Origin of the sequence: Janthinobacterium sp. RA13, from assembly GCF_000745325.1 — a bacterium.
Classification (GTDB): Bacteria; Pseudomonadota; Gammaproteobacteria; order Burkholderiales; family Burkholderiaceae_D; genus Janthinobacterium; species Janthinobacterium rivuli.
Map to the genome: position 1 here is coordinate 3,174,955 of NZ_JQNP01000001.1, position 15,962 is coordinate 3,190,916.

Annotated in this window: 16 protein-coding genes and 1 pseudogene; 15 read left to right on the plus strand and 2 right to left on the minus strand. The window is 63.4% G+C overall.

Translation table 11 applies throughout. The features are described 5' to 3' along the window. The first annotated feature begins 40 nt into the window (after positions 1-40). The 13 genes from purD (at position 41) to FG13_RS14100 (ending at position 11,419) form a co-directional block, all read left to right on the plus strand. Positions 41-1,309, plus strand: coding sequence for a phosphoribosylamine--glycine ligase (purD, locus tag FG13_RS14040; RefSeq protein WP_035821773.1), 1,269 nt, complete (start codon positions 41-43; stop codon positions 1,307-1,309). An 88-nt stretch (positions 1,310-1,397) separates the two neighbouring features. Further along, positions 1,398-2,144: a hypothetical protein gene (locus FG13_RS14045; RefSeq protein WP_035821775.1), complete on the plus strand. Its 747-nt coding sequence runs from the start codon at positions 1,398-1,400 to the stop codon at positions 2,142-2,144. A gap of 83 nt (positions 2,145-2,227) precedes the next feature. Continuing rightward, a complete protein-coding gene (locus FG13_RS14050) occupies positions 2,228-3,502 on the plus strand; it encodes a hypothetical protein (RefSeq protein ID WP_152598770.1) in 1,275 nt (424 codons plus the stop codon). Positions 3,503-3,506: 4 nt separating this feature from the next. Beyond that, positions 3,507-4,154: a hypothetical protein gene (locus FG13_RS14055; protein ID WP_035821781.1), complete on the plus strand. Its 648-nt coding sequence runs from the start codon at positions 3,507-3,509 to the stop codon at positions 4,152-4,154. Beyond that, positions 4,151-4,954, plus strand: coding sequence for a hypothetical protein (locus FG13_RS14060; protein ID WP_035821783.1), 804 nt, complete (start codon positions 4,151-4,153; stop codon positions 4,952-4,954). The genes FG13_RS14055 and FG13_RS14060 overlap by 4 nt, the downstream gene beginning before the upstream one ends. A 101-nt stretch (positions 4,955-5,055) precedes the next feature. Further along, positions 5,056-5,970, plus strand: coding sequence for an oxygen-dependent coproporphyrinogen oxidase (hemF, locus tag FG13_RS14065; protein WP_035821786.1), 915 nt, complete (start codon positions 5,056-5,058; stop codon positions 5,968-5,970). A gap of 11 nt (positions 5,971-5,981) precedes the next feature. Then, a complete protein-coding gene (nadD, locus tag FG13_RS14070; RefSeq protein ID WP_035821789.1) occupies positions 5,982-6,638 on the plus strand; it encodes a nicotinate-nucleotide adenylyltransferase in 657 nt (218 codons plus the stop codon). Next, positions 6,639-7,328 (plus strand): ribosome silencing factor, encoded by a 690-nt coding sequence (gene rsfS, locus FG13_RS14075; protein WP_035821791.1) that lies wholly within the window; start codon positions 6,639-6,641, stop codon positions 7,326-7,328. 6 nt (positions 7,329-7,334) lie between these two features. Then, positions 7,335-7,805 (plus strand): 23S rRNA (pseudouridine(1915)-N(3))-methyltransferase RlmH, encoded by a 471-nt coding sequence (gene rlmH / locus FG13_RS14080; RefSeq protein ID WP_035821794.1) that lies wholly within the window; start codon positions 7,335-7,337, stop codon positions 7,803-7,805. 8 nt (positions 7,806-7,813) lie between these two features. Then, positions 7,814-8,434, plus strand: coding sequence for a Maf family protein (locus tag FG13_RS14085; RefSeq protein WP_035821798.1), 621 nt, complete (start codon positions 7,814-7,816; stop codon positions 8,432-8,434). Between the two features lie 43 nt (positions 8,435-8,477). Next, entirely contained in the window at positions 8,478-9,941 is a 1,464-nt protein-coding gene (gene rng / locus FG13_RS14090; RefSeq protein ID WP_034747098.1) for a ribonuclease G, read from the plus strand. 2 nt (positions 9,942-9,943) lie between these two features. Further along, positions 9,944-10,720, plus strand: a complete 777-nt coding sequence (locus FG13_RS14095) for an AraC family transcriptional regulator (RefSeq protein ID WP_035821801.1) — start codon at positions 9,944-9,946, stop codon at positions 10,718-10,720. Between the two features lie 75 nt (positions 10,721-10,795). After that, the gene (locus FG13_RS14100; RefSeq protein WP_035821805.1) at positions 10,796-11,419 is read left to right on the plus strand and encodes a LysE family translocator; all 624 of its coding nucleotides are present in this window, start codon (positions 10,796-10,798) and stop codon (positions 11,417-11,419) included. Here the strand turns inward: FG13_RS14100 and FG13_RS14105 are convergent. Next, positions 11,395-11,934 carry a hypothetical protein gene (locus tag FG13_RS14105; RefSeq protein ID WP_035821807.1) on the minus strand — a complete coding sequence of 180 codons (540 nt, stop codon included), beginning with the start codon at positions 11,932-11,934 and terminating at the stop codon, positions 11,395-11,397. The genes FG13_RS14100 and FG13_RS14105 overlap by 25 nt on opposite strands. A 73-nt stretch (positions 11,935-12,007) precedes the next feature. After that, positions 12,008-13,033 carry a LacI family DNA-binding transcriptional regulator gene (locus tag FG13_RS14110; RefSeq protein WP_035821809.1) on the minus strand — a complete coding sequence of 342 codons (1,026 nt, stop codon included), beginning with the start codon at positions 13,031-13,033 and terminating at the stop codon, positions 12,008-12,010. A gap of 207 nt (positions 13,034-13,240) precedes the next feature. Between FG13_RS14110 and FG13_RS14115 the strand changes: the two are divergent. Both FG13_RS14115 and FG13_RS14120 read left to right on the plus strand, forming a co-directional pair. Further along, positions 13,241-14,479, plus strand: a pseudogene (locus FG13_RS14115) (malic enzyme-like NAD(P)-binding protein); the annotation flags it as partial. A gap of 251 nt (positions 14,480-14,730) precedes the next feature. After that, positions 14,731-15,945 carry an O-antigen ligase family protein gene (locus tag FG13_RS14120; protein ID WP_035821811.1) on the plus strand — a complete coding sequence of 405 codons (1,215 nt, stop codon included), beginning with the start codon at positions 14,731-14,733 and terminating at the stop codon, positions 15,943-15,945. Positions 15,946-15,962: the final 17 nt, after the last annotated feature.

The window sequence follows — 15,962 nt, forward strand, 5'->3', positions numbered from 1 at the left end:
GCACCGCCGCCCTGCAACCCACATTGAACGAACGGTACCTATGAAAATTCTGGTAGTCGGCTCTGGCGGCCGCGAACACGCCCTGGCCTGGAAACTGGCCCAGTCCGAACGCATACAGATGGTGTATGTCGCGCCGGGCAACGGCGGCACCGCGCGCGATGCGCGCCTGGTCAACCTCGACATCAGCGACCCGCAATTGCTGGCCGATTTCGTTCAACAGGAACACATCAGCCTGACCGTGGTCGGTCCGGAAGTGCCGCTGGCCGCCGGCATCGTCAACCTGTTCCGCTCGCGCGGCCTGAAAATCTTCGGTCCGACGAAAGAAGCGGCGCAGCTGGAATCGTCGAAAGACTTCGCCAAGGCCTTCATGCAGCGCCACGGCATCCCGACGGCCGCCTACCAGACCTTCTCCGACGTCGCTCCCGCGCATGCCTACGTCGACGCCATGGGCGCGCCCATCGTCATCAAGGCTGACGGCCTGGCCGCCGGCAAGGGCGTGGTCGTTGCCATGACCCTGGAAGAAGCGCACCAGGCAGTCGACAATATGCTGGCCGATAACCAGTTCGGCGACGCCGGCGCGCGCATCGTCATCGAGGAATTCCTCGCCGGCGAAGAAGCGAGCTTCATCGTCATGTGCGACGGCAAGAACATCCTGCCGCTGGCCACCAGCCAGGATCATAAACGCCTGAAGGACCACGACCAGGGCCCGAACACGGGCGGCATGGGCGCGTATTCGCCGGCGCCGATCGTCACGCCGGCCATGCATGCGCGCGTCATGCGCGAAATCATCGTGCCGACCATCCAGGGCATGGCCAAGGACGGCATCACGTTCACGGGCTTCCTGTACGCGGGCCTGATGATCGACGACAAGGGCACGCCGAAGACCTTGGAATTCAACTGCCGCATGGGTGACCCGGAAACGCAGCCGATCATGGCGCGCCTGAAGACCGACCTGGTGACCGTCATGGAACACGCCGTCAACGGCACGCTCGACGCCGTGGAACTGGAATGGGACCGCCGCACGGCCGTTGGCGTCGTCATGGCCGCCGCCGGCTACCCGGACGATCCCGTCAAGGGCACGTCCATCGGCGACATCCCGGCCGAAACACCTGACTCCGTCACCTTCCATGCGGGCACCCGCATCGAAGGCGAGCGCCTGGTCACCAACGGTGGCCGCGTGCTGTGCGTGGTGGGCCTGGGCGACAGCATCAAGATGGCGCAGAAGCAGGCATATGAAACCGTGGAAAAAATCCATTTCGACGGCGCGCAGTACCGCCGCGACATCGGCTGGCGCGGCCTGAAGCATTGATCGCCCCATAACGATCCCATGGCGGGGCCGGCGCGGACAGCATCCGCCCCGGCCCCGTTTTCATTCTGACTGCCCCCCATTCCTCGCCATGACCATGCCAAGCGGCCTTGCCGCACCAGACAACGATGCCCCGGTGAGCCCCCTGGCCTGGCTGACGCTTGCCTCGCTGCTCGTTGCCGGCCTGGCCTGGCACTGGTTCAGCAGCTACGCGGTACCGCAATGCGACGACCGCGAAACGCTGGCCGCCGTGACGGCGGCCAGGATCGGCCTGCACGATATCAAACAGGCCGGCTATGCCTGGTCGCAAAAAACCCGTGGCTGCCTGGCCACCGTCAACTCGCATGGCAAATCGATGCAATACGCGTATACCGTGTCTCGCGTCGAAGGTCGCCGCAAGAGCCGTATCGTCTATGACGATGCGCGGCCGGAGCTGATACAGGCGCGCTTCGGCAAGATCGCGTGGAACGGCGACTTCGTGCAGCAGGCGGAGCCGATCGGACGCGAAGCACTGTTGCAGGCGATGCTGGCAGGCATGGATGGCTTGCGCGGCAAACCGCTGCTGTTCCCGGACCTGGGCATGCTGCTGTCGCCGCAGCATTACCGCGAAATTGCCGATGTCGAAGCGGTCGCGCCATGCCGCGAGCTAAGACCCGGCATCCAGTCCTGCCGGCTGCTGGTCGAGCGTAACGATATCGCGCGCATGGCGCCAACCACCGTGTGGAGCCTCTCCGTGCTGCAGCAAGGCGACTTTACCTTCCAGCGCAGCAAGGATGGCAAGAACTGGTCGGTAACACCGCGGTTCAGAATGGAACTGGATCAGGCGCAACTTCAATAGTGCGCTGGGGAAACGAGATTGCATTGTAAAATTTATCATCTTTATTCTTGATAAACCCACTCCCAATGACAAGCAATCCACCTGTGTCCACGCATACTTCCGTCGAGGCGCTGCATGTGCTGAAGCTGCTCACGCGCCGCCAGCGCGAGCAGGCGCTTGCGCATCCCGACTTGCCGCAGCTCGCCGTCGGAACGCCGCTACCCGACACCTTGATGTGGTTGTACCGGCGCCAGATCGTTACGTCCGAGGATGTGAACAGCCTGTTGTTGAGCTTGGAGCGCCACTTCACCGGCGACGAGCTGGCACTGCGTTTGTCGATATTGCAGCAGCTGGTGGAGGTGCTCAATCGCGAATCGCTCGATCACCTGCGTGACGAAACGCTGCTCACGCAGGAGCAGTACCAGCGGGCGCTGGCACACCTGCCCGACGACGTCTTGCTGCCCACGCCGGGCGAGGCGCTGAACTGGATGCTGCATGTGGAACTGCTGCAGCGCGCAGAATTCAAGTCCATGGCCCAGCGCATCGCGTCCGGCGGCAGCGATGACGCAAAGCGCGCGATCCAGCATGCGCAAGGACGCCAGGAGGAACATAAGAAGGCGGTACGCGGCGTGATCCTCGGCAGCCTGTTTCCCGGTTCGCGCCTGACCTGGGTAATCGTCGCGCCGCTGGCGCTGGCCGGCATGGTCTGGTACCTGGTTGGTGGCAATTCCGTGCCCGAGTGTGACTCCAGCAACACGATCGCCACCGTGACACGCATGCTCAACAAGGCAGCGCCGGAAGGCGTGGGCAAGGCAAGCCTGCACGACGTGAAAGAAGCCGGTTACGCCTCGTCACACAATATCCGGGGCTGCCTGGCCACGATCGAGCTCGATGGCGAGAAGATGGAATATGCCTATACCGTCGCGCGCGACGACAGCGGCAGCAAGAGCCGCATCAGCTATGTTGGCGCGCAGCCAATGCTGGTCCAGGCGCGCTTTGGCACCATCGAGGATGGCGACTTTGCCCAGCAAGCCAAGCCCCTGGGACGCGAGGCGCTGGAAAAGGCTTTCCGCGACGGCATGGCTGGTGCGCGCATCACGCCCCAGCCACGGCAAGCGTTTTCGTTGACGCAATCGATGGAGCGCACGCGCGAAATCGCCGAAATCGAACCGCTGGCGCCATGCAAGGAAATCTCGCCGGGCGTCTATTCCTGCCGCCTGCTGATCGAACGCAATGACGCCTTGCTGGGCATGCTCAACGGCGGCACGGCAGTGATGCAGGAAGGCGAGTTTACCTTCCAACGCGACGCTGCCGGCAATGGCTGGTCGGTAACGCCACAATTTGCCCTGGAGCTGCGCCAGGCCAAAGTAAAAGAGTAAGTCCATGTATATCGAACCGCCCCACGCATCGCTGAACCAGCTGCACCAGCTTGGCCTGATCACCGCGCAGGAACTGGACGAGGCCAACTCGGAACGCGATGTCGCCGCCCATGAGCGCCTGCACCCGCCCGAGGATCCGGTCGACATGCCGGAGCTGATGCAGGACGCGGACCTGGTCAGCACCCTGGGCTGGCTGCTGCTGACCGATCTGCTGTCCAAGAATGACTTCGACAAGCGGATGGCCAAACTGCCGCCCCGGCAACAGGCGCTGGCAGCCGAGGGGGTGCGGTACTACAACCGCCGCGAGGTCGACGCCTTGTACGAGCTCGATTTGCTGAACCAGTTCCAGCGCGATGCGGCCCACGCTGCGGTGCCGGCCGACCGCATGTTCTATGCGCCCTGGATCGCCATGCGCTGGCTGGTGGTCAACGACATCCTGCCGACGGCGCAGTTCGAGGCGCTCGAAGTGCGCGTGCGTGAGCATGGCAGCGAACTGACGCGCGACATCATGGAAGCATCCAGGCTGCGCCATGGTCACGACCGCATCCCGTACAAGCGCCCACCGGCCTGGAAAGGCGCGCTGATCGTGCTGGGGCTGATCCTGGCAATGTCCGTCGTGTACGGCTGGTTTAGCGGAGGCCTGCAGCCATGAGCACCGATCCGCGCTTGCTGCCGCTGGCAGAACTGCTGCGCCTCGGCCTGATCACCAGCGACGAATACGACGATACGCTGGCCGAGCTGGAGATCATCGAGCTGCAGCGCGCCCACAATGCTGCCGAAGACATTGATGTGCCGGAGCTGAAGATGAATGCCGACCAGATCGCGACGCTGGCCTGGCTGCTGCGCGCCGAACTGGTGCCCGAGGAGCGTTTTTTCAGGATGCTGCGCAAGCTGCCCACCGATGAACCACGCCGGCAACTGGCCAGCGCCGCGCTGCAGCAGGTGAACCGGCAGGCGGTCGACGCGCTGTACCAGCAAAACCTGATCAACACGTGGCAGCGCGACGCCGCCCACGACAGCCTGCCAGCCGAGCATCTGGCCGCCACGCCCGTCGCGGCCCTGCGCCATATGCTGAAACAGGGCACGCTATCGCCGCTGCAATACAAGGAGCTGCAAGCGCGCACGCGCGCGAACGGCTCGCCACTGGCGCGCGTGATCGTCGATGCCGCCGGCAAACCGCCGGCCCGGTATGGCCGGCGCGCCGCGCGCCCGTTCAACGTCCTGATGATCGTGCTGATGCTGGTGCTGCTGATGATGGTGGCGATTGCAGGACCGTTGTGGTTCAAGCGCGAGCAGCCAGCGCCTGTGGCACCGCTGGCGCAGCCGGTCGACACGGTGGAGCGCGACGACCTGCGGCAGCGCGCGGCGCAAGCACTCGACGCAGCCCGCCAACCGGGCCACGACAGCGTGCAATATGATGTCCAGGTGGTGCAGGACAAGCCACCTCGGTAAAGCAGGGCCGGCGACAGCATCGCCGGTTTTGCTATCACAAAAATCCGTTACAGGGTACAATCCGTCCTTACTTTTTTATTTCGGCCTCGTCGGCCCACGCGATGTCGTCAACTCCCTCTCCTTCGGCCGTCAAGGCCTATTTGCTCGATTTGCAAAACCGTATCGTGCAGGCTCTCGAAGCGCAGGACGGCAAGCCCTTCCTGACCGATGCCTGGCAGCGCCCCGAGGGCGGCGGCGGCATTTCGCGGCTGATCGAGGAAGGCAATGTGTTCGAGCGTGGCGGCGTGAATTTTTCACACGTCACCGGCGCCGCATTGCCGCCATCGGCCGCGGCCGCGCGCCCTGAACTCGGTGGCAAGGCGTGGGAAGCGATGGGCGTGTCGCTGGTGCTGCATCCGCGTAATCCGTATGCGCCCACGGTGCACATGAATGTACGGTTCTTCACCACCGTGAATGCCGATGGCGCACCCGTATGGTGGTTCGGCGGCGGCATGGACCTGACGCCGTATTATGGCGACGCGGACGACGTGAAGCACTTTCACCAGGTGTGCCATGATGCGCTGGCGCCGTTTGGCGACGAGCTGCATCCGAAGTTCAAGCAGTGGTGCGACGATTATTTCTACCTGAAGCACCGGCGCGAAGCGCGCGGCGCCGGTGGCATATTCTTCGACGACTTCAACGCCCTGGGCTTTGACGACAGCTTTGCCATGATGCGCAGCGCCGGCGACGCCTTCATCGACGCGTATGTACCGATCCTGGCGCGCCGCAAGGATACGCCGTACGGCGAACGCGAACGCGATTTCCAGTGCTACCGGCGTGGACGCTATGTCGAGTTCAACCTGGTGTTCGACCGCGGCACCCTGTTCGGCCTGCAGTCGGGCGGCCGCACCGAGGCGATCCTGATGTCGATGCCGCCCGTGGTCAAGTGGCGCTACGACTGGCACCCGGAAGCGGGCAGTCCCGAAGCGGCGTTGTATACTGACTTCCTCGTGCATCGCGACTGGCTGCAGGCGTGAACGAAAGTAGTATGGCGTGCGTGGCGCTGCTGGGCGGCAGCTACGATCCGGTGCATATGGGCCATGTCGCGCTGGGCACGCATTTTTCCAGCCTGCTGCACGCCGATGAACTGCGCGTGATTCCGGCCGGCGCGCCCTGGCAAAAGAGCAAGCTGGGCGCCAGCGGCCAGCAGCGCGCCGAGATGGCCGGCCTGGCGTTTGCCGGCCTGCCCTTGCCGGTCATGATCGACCGCCAGGAAATCGAGCGCAGCGAACATGGCCAGGCCAGCTACACCATCGATACCTTGCGCCAGGTACGCGCCGAGCTGGGTGCGCGCGCTTCCATCGTTTTTTTGATGGGCGCCGACCAGCTGCAGCGGCTCGCGACATGGCGCGAATGGCAGCAATTATTTGAATACGCGCATATCTGCGTCGCGGCCCGCCCCGGCTTCGCGCTGAATGACACCGCAGTGCCGCAAGTGGTCGCCGAAGAATTTTCGCGCCGCCTGGGGTCACTGGACAGCATCCGCAACACGCCGCACGGTCTGACTTATCTGGCACAGGACTTCGCGGTGGATATCTCCGCCACCGAAATACGTGCGGCATTACAACGGGGGAATCGGGCAAACTCGCTTGTTTCCCCGCTAGTGCTAGACTATATTGAACAACATAATTTATACAAAAGCTAAATGGACATCAAAAAACTGCAAACCCTCGTCGTTGACGCCCTTGAAGACGTCAAAGGCCAAGACATCGCCGTCTTCGAAACGAGTCACCTGACCAGCCTGTTCGACCGCATCGCGATCGTCTCCGGTACCTCGAACCGTCAAACCAAGGCGCTGGCCGCCTCGGTACGCAACAAGGTCAAGGACGCCGGCGGCGACATCATCGGCATGGAAGGCGAGGACACCGGTGAATGGGTGCTGGTCGATCTGGGCGACATGATCGTCCACATCATGCAAGCACCGATCCGCGCCTACTACCGCCTGGAAGAAATCTGGGGCGACACGCCGGTCAAGCTGGGCGCCGCCAAGCGCGCGCCGAAAAAAGCGGCCGGCGACGAGCCGAAAAAGGTCAGCGGCCATCTGGCGGCAAGCAAGGCCAATGTGGAAGCTTCGCCCGTGATCGAAAAGAAAACGCCAGCGAAGAAAGCCACGGCCGCCACCGCCGCCAAGAAAGCCCCGGCGAAGAAAGCCACCGCTTCCAAAGCCGTCGGCAAGACCGTGAAAGTCGCGCCAACCAAGACCGAAGCGGCTGCCGTCAAAGCACTGAAAGCGCTGCCAGAGAAAAAAGTGCGCGCCCCACGCGCGGCCAAGCCGGCAGCCGATGCTGCACCGGCAAAAACCGTGATCAAGCGTATCAAAAAAGTCGAAGCGTAAGCCTCGATGCAGCTCATCATCGCTGCGGTCGGCCATAAAATGCCGGCCTGGATAGAGACGGGCTTCGCGGAATACGCGAAGCGCATGCCGCCGGAATTGCGCATCGTGCTGAAAGAAATCAAGCCGGTGGAGCGTTCCGGCAGCAAGACCGCCGCCACGGCGATGGCGCTGGAACGCGAACGCATCGAAGCCGTCCTGCCCAAGGGCGTGCGCATCATCGCCCTCGACGAACGCGGCAAGGACCTGACCAGCGTCGGCCTGTCGCAGCAGTTGATGACGTGGCAGCAGGATGGCCGCGACACCGCCTTTTTGATCGGCGGCGCCGACGGCCTCGATCCGCAACTCAAGGCACGTGCCGAAGGCATGCTGCGCATTTCCAGCATGACCCTGCCGCACGGCGTGGTGCGCGTGATCCTCGCCGAGCAGCTCTATCGGGCCTGGTCGATCACGCAAAACCACCCCTATCACCGCGTCTGAACTCCCTCATGAAAACGGCTGATCACAAGATCTACCTCGCCTCCAAAAGCCCGCGCCGGCGCGAACTGCTGCGCCAGATCGGCATCGATTTCGAATTGCTGCTGCTGCGCAGCGACGGCCCGCGCGGCGCCGACGTCACCGAGGAAGTCCTGCCCGGCGAATCGGCGCTCGACTATGTCGCCCGCGTATCGAATGAAAAGGCCGCCTTCGCCTGGGACCTCGTGCGCCGCCGCCACCTGACCCCGCGTCCCGTACTGGCTGCCGACACCACCGTCACCATCGATGGCGTCATCCTCGGCAAGCCGGCCGACCGCGCGGAAGCGGTGGCCATGCTGCAGCAGCTGTCTGGCCGCACGCACGAGGTGCTCACCTCGATCGCCGTGCACTACAAGGATTTCGCCGAACAGCGCACGCAGGTGTCGCAAGTGCGCTTCGGCGTGCTCTCGCCCGCCTCGATCGCCGCGTATTGCGCCACGCCCGAGCCGTACGACAAGGCCGGCGCCTACGGCATCCAGGGCAGCGCCGCGCTGTTCGTCGAGCACATCGAAGGCAGCCACTCCGGCATCATGGGCCTGCCCCTGTACGAGACGGCGCAATTGCTGCGTGAAGCAGGTTTGCCCCTGCCCTGATCCCGGGTATGATGTCATTCGTTGCCTCCACTCCCGCGCCCCCATGAACGAAGACATCCTGATCAATATCACGCCGCAAGAAACGCGCGTCGCCCTCATCCTGCAGGGCGCCGTGCAGGAATTGCACATCGAGCGCACGCTCACGCGCGGCCTGGCCGGCAATGTGTATTCCGGCAAAGTGGTGCGCGTATTGCCGGGCATGCAGTCGGCCTTCATCGACATCGGCCTGGAACGCGCCGCCTTTTTGCATGTGGCCGACATCTGGGAAGCGCGCGGCCACGACGGCCAGAACGCCACACCGGCGCCGATCGAAAAAATCCTCTTCGACGGCCAGGTGCTGACGGTGCAGGTGATCAAGGACCCGATCGGCACCAAGGGCGCGCGCCTGTCGACGCAGATTTCCATCGCCGGGCGCATGCTGGTGTACCTGCCGCAAGACAAGCACATCGGCATCTCGCAGAAGATCGAAAAGGAAGCGGAGCGCGAGCAATTGCGCGTGCGCCTGCAAAGCCTGCTGCCACCCGATGAAAAGGGCGGCTACATCGTGCGCACCATGGCCGAGGACGCTTCCGATGCGGACCTGAAGGCGGACGTCGACTACCTGCGCAAAACCTGGAGCACCATCACGCACGGCGCGCGCACGCGTCCCGCCACCAGCCTGCTGCACCAGGATTTGAGCCTGGCGCAGCGCGTGCTGCGCGACTTCGTCGGCGATGAAACGGCCACCATCCAGGTCGACTCGCGCGAAAATTACGTGAAATTGCGCGAATTCGCGGAAATCTACACGCCCAGCGAACTGACGCGCCTGCAGCACTACACGGGCGAGCGCCCATTGTTCGACCTGTATGGCGTGGAAGAGGAAATCTTGCGCGCGCTGGGCCGCCGGGTCGACCTGAAATCGGGCGGCTACCTGATCGTCGACCAGACGGAAGCGATGACCACCATCGACGTCAACACGGGCGGTTTTGTGGGCGGGCGCAATTTCGCCGACACGATTTTCAAGACCAACCTGGAAGCGGCGCACGCCATCGCCCGCCAGCTGCGCCTGCGCAACTTGGGCGGCATCATCATCCTCGACTTCATCGACATGGACAATGCCGAGCACCGCAACGCCGTGCTGGCCGAACTGAAACGCACCTTGTCGCGCGACCGCACCAAGGTTTCGGTGAGCAATTTCTCGCCGCTGGGCCTGGTGGAAATGACGCGCAAGCGCACGCGCGAATCGTTGGCCCACATCCTGTGCGAACCGTGCCCCGCCTGCGCCGGCAAGGGACAAGTCAAGACTTCGCGCACGATCTGCTATGAAATCCTGCGCGAACTGCTGCGCGAGGCAAAACAGTTCAACCCGCGCGAATTCCGCATCCTCGCCTCGCAGGAAGTCGTGGATCTGTTCCTGGAAGAAGAATCGCAGCACCTGGCCATGCTCGGTGACTTCATCGGCAAGAAAATCTCGCTGCAGGTGGAGAATGCCTACCATCAGGAGCAGTACGACGTGATTTTGATGTAGCCATGCCGGGCACCACCGCCTTCTGGCGCGATCCAGCCATGCCCCACGTGGAAAGCCGGCGCGCCTGTAACAGCCGCGCATGCTACAAGCCGCACAGCCATCCCACCTTTTCCATCGGCGCCGTCGATGCGGGTGGCAGCATCTTTACGGGCAGCAAAGACGGCAAAGTCGCGCTCGGCAATGGCAGCCTGGTGCTGGTGCCGGCCGGCTGCGTGCACGCCTGCAATCCCCTGCCTGGCGCCCTGTGGAGCTACCAGATGCTGCATCTCGATGCGGCATGGATGCAAGCACACGCGCCGGCGCTCGATGGCGACACGGCGCGCGTGCTGCATTGCCCTGTGCTGTACGCGCAGTTTTGCGCCATGAATGCGCTGCTGTTTTCATCGGCCAGCGCGGCGGAGAAAGATGCGGCGCTGCTGGCCTTCCTGGGCGCCTGCGCCAGCGCCTGCGCAGACCTGCTGCCTTCGGAACGCAAGCCCGTGCCGCAACGGCTGGCGCCCGTGCTCGCAACGCTGCAGGCGCAGCCCTCGGCCAGCCTGCGACAACTGGCGCAAGCGGCAGGCCTGAGTCCTTTTCAATTGATCCGCGCCTTTCGCGCTGCCACCGGTATGACGCCGCATGCCTACCAGTTGAACGCGCACGTGAACCGCGCGCGCAGCCGCTTGCAGGCGGGGACGGCGCTGGCGCAGCTGGCGCATGAGCTGGGCTTTGCCGACCAGAGCCATTTGCAGCGCGTCTTCAAGGCGCATGCGGGCATCACGCCGGGACGCTACCGCTAAGCTGCAATTTTCTTCAATACAGGCCGCCGCCTGTCCCTGCATACTCGCGCTTCGCCATTGCCGGAGCCGAACCCCATGCAGGATTTTCTTTTCATCGCCGCCGCCCACTTTCTGTCCCTGCTGTCGCCCGGCCCCGATTTTTTCCTGATCGCGCGCACCTCGCTGGCCCACGGCTGGCGCGCCGCCGCCGGCACGTGCGTGGGCATTACCGTGGCCAATGCCGTGTTTATCGTGGCGGCGTTTGGCGGACTGTCGGTGCTGCGGGCGGGCAGCACGGCATTCATGGTGGTGCGGCTGGCGGGATGCGCCTATCTGCTGTACCTGGGCTGGCTGTTCCTGCGCCATGCGGGCAAGACCAGCCTGGAAGCGGCGCCCGCCAGCGGCAAGGCGCGCTGGCGCGGCGGTGTCGCGATGGGGTTTGTCTCGGCCATCCTGAACCCCAAGAATGCGCTGTTCTACGTCAGCCTGGCCACCGTGCTGGCTGGCAGGCAGACGAGTCACGCCGCGATGGCGGCGTATGGCGCGTGGATGGTCTTTGCCGTGCTGGGGTGGGATATGGCCGTGGCGCTGGCGATAGGCAGCGCCGCCTTGCGGCAGCGCTTTGCCCGCGCGCTGCCGTCGCTGGAACGGCTGTCGGGCGTGATGCTGATCGTGCTGGCGGTCGTGTTACTGATTCAAGCTGGCAATGGATCCAGGTAAAACACGGCATACACTTTCAGGGGCGTCGTTTCCGTCGCTTTTTCCGAGCGCACGACGGAGCAGTCGTCGGCGGCCAGGCTGCGCCAGTTCTGGATGCCCGCCTTGGCGAACATGGCGTGCGCGGGGGCATTCGCGGCCAGGTCCAGCACCAGGCAGGCGTTACGCGGGCCGGCGCCGTAGTTGACGGCGCGGATCTCGATGCCGAAGGTCGTCATCCACGGTTCCCACAAGCCCTTTTCCTTGCCGGCCGCGATGCGGTCGAGCATCTCGCCAAACGTCAAACCTTTTTTGACGGTATCGCGCAGTGCCTGCAGCGACGGCGCCAGGCGCGGATCGGGCTGCTTGTTGCCGGCGCGGATCTCGGCGATCGCCTTCAGTTCCTTGATGATGGCCGCATCGCGCTCCGTATAGTCGCGCATGCGCGCGTAAAACTCGGCGTCGAGGAAGGGATTGACGGTCAGCTTGGCGACGCCCTCTTCGCGGCGTTTTGGGGAAGGCGTGTTGGTTTTGGTCATGGCGATAGAGGGGCAAAATACGTTGAGGGGCGCCAGTGTACCACCTTGCAGCGACGCGGCCCCAGGCGCGGCCTCAGCCCCGGGGAGCGGCCGTCGATTCGCGCACCACCAGTTCAGGTTTCAGGCGCACGTCCAGCACGGGGGAATCGGGCGAGTCGATGGTTTGCAGGATCAGCCGGGCCGCTTCCGTGCCGATGCCGTGGTGGCGGATGCGGATGGTGGTCAGGGGCGGACGGATCATGTCCATGTAGGGCATGTCGTTGTGGCCCACGACGGAAATATCTTCGGGGCAACTCAAGCCCAGTTCGCGGATGGCGTCGTAGCAGCCGAGGGCCACCAGGTCGCTGCCCGTCACCACGGCCGTCGTCTGCGGGGACTGGCGCAGCAGTTCCAGCAGGGCCGCCTTGCCGCATTCGCGCGAATAGCCGCTGCTTTCAAACACGAACGCTTGCGAGGGATCAAGTTCGCTGGCCTGGATGGCGGCCAGGAAACCGAGGCGGCGCACGTGGCCGGTGGACAGGTTTTCCGGGCCGGCGATGTGCGCGATATGGCGGTGGCCCAGCGCCAGCAAGTGCTCCACGGCCAGGCGCATGCCCACCACGTCGTCGCTGACGACGCAGGAAGCGACTCCCGTCTCGTCGCTGCGGTTGACGGTAACCACGGGCACGTTCTGGTCGATGCACATCTTGATGACGGGATCGTCGCGGCGCGCCGTGGCCAGGATCAGGCCGTCAACCTGCTGCCCCAGCAGACGGTTGATGACGAACAGCTGCTCTTGCTCGTCGGCGCCCACATTGGCGACGATGGCCAGATAGCCATGCTTGCGCAAGCCTTCCTCGATGCCCAGCAGGATAGGCGGGAACACCGCGTTGGTAATGTCGGGCAGAACCACGCCGATGATGCGCGACTTGCGCGTGACGAGGGTGGAGGCGGCACGGTTGGGCCGGTAGCCGAGGCGGCCCGCTTCGGCCAGCACGCGCGCGGCCACCTCGACGCTGACCATTTGCCGCGTTTCCGGGTTCATCACGCGCGAGACGGTGGAAAAGTGCACGCCGCTGGCCCGCGCGACGTCGCTTAAGGTGGGGTTCTTGTTTGTCATGGGCTTCCCGGATCGCAATACCGTGATTTTATCGTAAAAATTCCGCTTCCCGTCAAAAACCGAGCAAACGCTTGCATTAGAATAAAGGGGCTACCCAAAGCGGTTTTGGTACTCTTAAGCACAATCCAGCCTTGACAGCGTGCAAACGCTTGCATACCATGGCTCGGACTTACCACTCGGGCCATGCATGCCCTTCCCAGAATTCCTATGTCTACTTCCCACAGCAAGCACGCCGAACAGAACGGCGAAACCTTCAACCTGAAAGAAGCCGCCCTCGCCTATCACGCCGAACCTCGCGCCGGCAAGATTTCCGTCACGCCAACCAAACCGCTGGGCGACGCCCGCGCGCTGACCCTGGCGTATTCGCCGGGCGTGGCCTTCGCCTGCGAAGCGATCGTGGAAGATCCGCGCACGGCCGGCATCTACACCTCGCGCAGCAACCTGGTGGCCGTGATCACCAATGGCACGGCCGTGCTGGGCCTGGGCGATATCGGTCCGCTGGCCAGCAAACCGGTAATGGAAGGCAAGGCTTGCCTGTTCAAGCAGTTCGCCGACGTCGATGTATTCGACATCGAACTGGCCGAGAACGATCCCGACCTGTTCATCGACACCGTGGTGCGCATGGAGCCGACCTTCGGCGGCATCAACCTGGAAGACATCAAGGCGCCCGACTGCTTCTACATCGAGCAGCAATTGCGCAAGCGCATGAACATTCCCGTCTTCCACGACGACCAGCATGGCACGGCCATCATCGTCGCGGCCGGCATCCTGAACGGCCTGGAACTGGTGGGCAAGGATATCGGCAACGTCAAGGTGGCCGTTTCGGGCGCGGGCGCCGCCTCCATCGCCTGCCTGGACCTGCTCGTCTCGCTGGGCCTGAACAAATCCTTGCTGAAGGTATGCGACAGCCAGGGCGTGATCTACCCGGGCCGCGATGCCAGCATGGAAGAGAACAAGGCGCGCTACGCGAACGACACGAGCGACCGCGACCTGGCCGATGCCATGGTCGGCGCCGACATCTTCATCGGCGTCTCGAAGGGCGGCGTGGTCAGCGCGCAGATGGTCGAATCGATGGCCGCCAAGCCATTGATCTTCGCCCTGGCCAATCCGCATCCGGAAATCGCCCCGGAAAAAGTGCACGCCGTGCGCGACGACGCCATCGTGGCCACGGGCCGCTCGGACTATCCGAACCAGATCAACAACGTGCTGTGCTTCCCGTACATCTTCCGTGGCGCGCTCGACGTGGGCGCCACCACCATCAATGAAGAGATGAAACTGGCCTGCGTGCGCGCCATCGCCGCGCTGGCCAAGGAGCCGTTGCCGGGGCACGAAAGCAGCGCCTTGAGCCCGCTGCAACTGATACCGTCGCCGTTCGACGAACGTCTGCGCAACTGGGTCGCGCCAGCCGTGTCGCAAGCGGCCATCGCCACTGGCGTCGCCACCCGCGTGCCGGCCAGCGCCTGAGACGCATGACAGGCTTTGCGGCCTTGGCAAAATAACAGCAAGTTACCATTGCTTACAAAAAAACCATGGCTAAAAACCATGGTTTTTTCTATTTCCCCCTTGAGATCGCCAAAATAGTTGCCTAATAGAAAATCCCCACGGACGTTTTTGTTGCCACCTTCGATTACAATGGCGCCTACTTTATGTTGCTACAGTTGCCATAATGGCGACGACGTGCGTTACCAAGGATATTCATGCTCGGCTTGACTTCTGTTTGTGTTTTTCTCTTTTCGGCATTGGCGCTGGCTGTCAACAGCGGGTATTCCCTTGGCGCGCTGGTGCTGCTGCTGGCCAGCATCTCCTTGTTGTGGAAACGCACGAACTCGGCATTGCAGCGCAAGGACTACTTGCTGATGGGTGTCCTGCTGGCCTATTTCATTATTTTCACCGCCAATATGTTGTACCACGGCGATCCGGCACGCGAATTCGACATCCCATTGCGGGCACTGCTGGCAGTGCCGGTACTGCTGCTGCTGCTGGTGTATCCACCCGCGCCCGCTGCATGGTGGGGCGGCCTGTCCATCGGTGCCATCGCTGGCGTCATGCTGGCGGCCTGGCAGCTGTTCGCGCTGCATATGGAGCGTCCTCTCGCCGCCACCAGCAATGCCATCCATTACGGAAATGTCAGCATGCTGTTCGGTATGCTTGCACTATGCGGCCTTGGCTGGGCGCGCGCGCAGAGTCAGCGCACGGTCTGGACGCTCCTATTGCTCGCTGGCGGCCTGGCCGGCATCCTTGGTTCCCTTGTCAGCGGCAGCCGTAGCGGCTGGCTCGCCCTGCCCCTCTGTATCGGCTTCATCACCGTCCAGCACGCCAAGGCCCATGGAAAACGTTACCTTGGCGGCGCCTTGGCGCTCCTGCTCGCCTTGGGGGCGGCAGCGTATCTCATGCCGAACTCGACATTACGCGAACGCACGACCACCGCCATGAGCGACTTGGAAAAGTTCGACAACAATGACAATATCAACACGTCCATCGGCGAGCGCATGGAAATGTGGCGTCTGACCCTGCAAATGGTCGACGCACATACTATATGGACAGGCATGGGACGCACGGGTTACCTGGCGCGAAAATATGCGCTGGCAGATGAGGGGAAAATGACTGCAGTGATCCGTAACTATACAAATGCCCATAACGACTACCTGGACGTGCTGGTCAAGCGCGGCATCACCGGCGTACTCGCCCTGCTGGCCCTGTTCCTGGTACCGCTGGCGCTCTTCGCGCGGGCCCTGCGGCGCGGTGGCACTGCGGCCCAGCCCTATGCGCTGGCCGGCGTGGTGCTATGCACGTGCTACATGATTTTTGGCCTGACGACGAGCTCGCTCACCCTGAATATCGGCATCATCATGCTGGTCTTCCCGATGGTGATACTGTGGGCCATGCTGCGTCGGCAGGAACGCATTGCCTGAACTCGTTTTTCGCCTGA